Raw genomic sequence first — 2,449 nt, forward strand, 5'->3', positions numbered from 1 at the left:
AGTGGCAACAGTACGCTGGTGTTCTGTGCGGCATCCGATGCTACCTCTGTGGTAGTGGCGCCTTCAGGCCGTGTACGCCTTGAATCAGGAGGGGACTGCTCATGACAGCATCGTTGATGATCACATCCCTCAAGCAAGCCCTGCAGCCGCGAGCGCTGAGGAAGACATTGCTGTCTCGCCTGCAGCGGCGGCGTTCCGCTCGGCATTCACAGCGCGGCGTCGGCCTGATCGAGGCGCTGGTCGCGGTCATGCTGCTGGGGGTTTCCCTGCTGGGGCTGGGGTTGTTGCAAGTTCAGACGCTTCAACATCAGCGCGTCAGCTACAGCAATACCGTGGCACAACTGCTGTCGCTGGACATGGCTGAGCGTATCCGCGCCAACCTTGAGGCCATCGATCAATATGATGATGCCGACACCACCAATGCGCCGGCGGATGGATGCAGCTCGGACTGCGTGCCCGCAGAGCTGGCGGACCAGGACATCATTGATTGGCGTGACGCCATCATCGGCTCCACGCTGACCAGCGGCGTCGGCAGCGTGGAAGTCGACGAGCGTGTTGTTGGCGGCGCCGGTATCGGCGTTCACGATGTCAGTGTCCAGGTGCAGTGGAGTGACCCCATCAGCGGGGGAGTTGACCAGCAGACCTATCGTTTCGAGGTAGAGCCATGAATCGCTGTTCCCCTGCATCGGTCCGCCGACGCTTCGCCCCCGACACCGCCCGTCCGCATGGCTTGAAACGCCAGGCGGGCGTGGGGCTTGTCGAGCTGATGATCAGCCTGGTGCTGGGGCTGTTGATCACGGCGATGGCCGTGCAGATGTTCTCGACCTCACGCAGCACCGTGAGCACCCAGGAGGCGCTTTCCTATCTGCAGGAATCGGCCCGTTACGTGTCCTTCCGGCTCCAGCCGCTGATGCGCAATGTGGGCTACGCAGGCTGTGCCAATAGCCGCGATATCACCAATGCCAGCTCGGTGGATGCCTCCCATGACCTCACGGCGCCCTTCGGGGGGCAGCAGCGTACCCAGCGGGGCCTCAGCTATTTCAATCTGACGTTCGTCGCTGCCAGCAAGGACGGCGATGAAACCACGCTGACCAGCAGCATGACGTCGCTGGGCGGCCCGCTGTCCGTGCGCAACGGTAGCGAAGATGCCTTCGTGACCAACGAGTATGCACTGGTCAGTGATTGCAGCAGCACCGATGTCTTCAGGGTGTCGGGCACCACCCAGGGCAATGTGGAAACCAATGACACCCTGTCACGTTCCTACGGCAGCTCTCAGTCCTCGAATGCCTATCTCTACCCGGTGCAGGCCTGGGAGCTGCGGCTGGATGACCAGGCCAACGATTCTTCGGTGCGTGCACTGTATATCGACCGTATCGATGCCGCTTTCGCACGCGAAGAACTGGCCTCCGGCGTACAGGGCTTCGATGTCAGTTTCAGCCTGGATACCACCGGCAATGGCAGTGTCGATCGTGTCAAGGTGCCGGCCGCCACGGTGCGCAGCGAAGGCCGTTGGGATGAGGTGCGCCGTATCGAGATCGCACTCACGCTCGAGAGCCTGCCGGGAGTGGTGCCGGGCGGGGATAACGATGGGCGTTTGACGCGAACCTTCAATCTCACGTTCACACCGCGCAATCTGCAACTGAGGGGCAGCTGATGAATACATCGTCTTCAACGTCCAGGGTCTGCGCGGTCACCCGGGGGCCAGCACGTCAGCAAGGCATCGCCTTGCTGATCGTATTGATCATGCTGGTCGTGATCGGCCTGCTGGCCGTGACCGGGGTCGAGGACAGTCAGCTGCAGACACGCATGGCCGTCAACAGCCGCAACTTCGAGCAGTCCTATTACAACGCGGAAACCAGCCTGAGCATCGGTGAGCGTGCGCTGCAGGAAAGCCTGGAGGATGGCACCTGGAGCCTGGACAGCTTCGATGACTCGGCCGGCCTGATGCTGGCACTGCCCGAGGATGCACCGCCGATCAACCCGCTCTCGGAAGCGGATTGGCAAGCCAGCGGTATCCAGACGCTGGACAGTGATACCGGTGCGGTCATCGGGGCCTATGTGATCGAGTATCTGGGCAAGGTCGGCGAGCCGCCGCTGAATGCCAGCAACGAAGTGAATGCGGTGGGCACGCGCCTGGATGCCTTCCGTATCAACGCGATGGGCACGGGGGGCGGCAATGGTGCCTCCTGGACAGTAGTGCAAAGCGAGATGGAACTGGGCCCTTACTTCTGAGAGGAGCATGAATATGCGTTATCTGCTGAGTGGTGCCCTGTGCCTTGTCGCCTTGCCCTGTCTGGCGGCCCCCGGGGAAATCGCCCGCGCCCCGGTCACGGAAGCGACCGGGGTTCAGCCCAATATCCTGTTCATTCTGGATGATTCGGGCAGCATGGCCTGGGAGGACACTCTCAACAAGGGAGTGGAACACTGGGGGTATCAGCCGGCTTCCTCG

General features: G+C 62.0%; 4 protein-coding genes. All 4 read left to right on the forward strand.

Annotation, left to right across the window (positions count from 1 at the left end; translation table 11 throughout):
• The first annotated feature begins 101 nt into the window (after positions 1-101).
• Positions 102-668, forward strand: coding sequence for a type IV pilus modification protein PilV (gene pilV, locus AC4FAH_RS08245; RefSeq protein ID WP_082388834.1), 567 nt, complete (start codon positions 102-104; stop codon positions 666-668).
• Entirely contained in the window at positions 665-1,654 is a 990-nt protein-coding gene (locus AC4FAH_RS08250) for a prepilin-type N-terminal cleavage/methylation domain-containing protein (protein WP_225347388.1), read from the forward strand. The genes pilV and AC4FAH_RS08250 overlap by 4 nt, the downstream gene beginning before the upstream one ends.
• 71 nt (positions 1,655-1,725) lie before the next feature.
• Entirely contained in the window at positions 1,726-2,232 is a 507-nt protein-coding gene (locus AC4FAH_RS08255) for a pilus assembly PilX family protein (RefSeq protein ID WP_052384819.1), read from the forward strand.
• Positions 2,233-2,245: 13 nt separating this feature from the next.
• Positions 2,246-2,449, forward strand: a 204-nt coding sequence (locus AC4FAH_RS08260) for a hypothetical protein (protein WP_288988296.1), incomplete at its 3' end; no start/stop codon positions are given.

It is taken from the genome of Cobetia sp., from assembly GCF_983723665.1.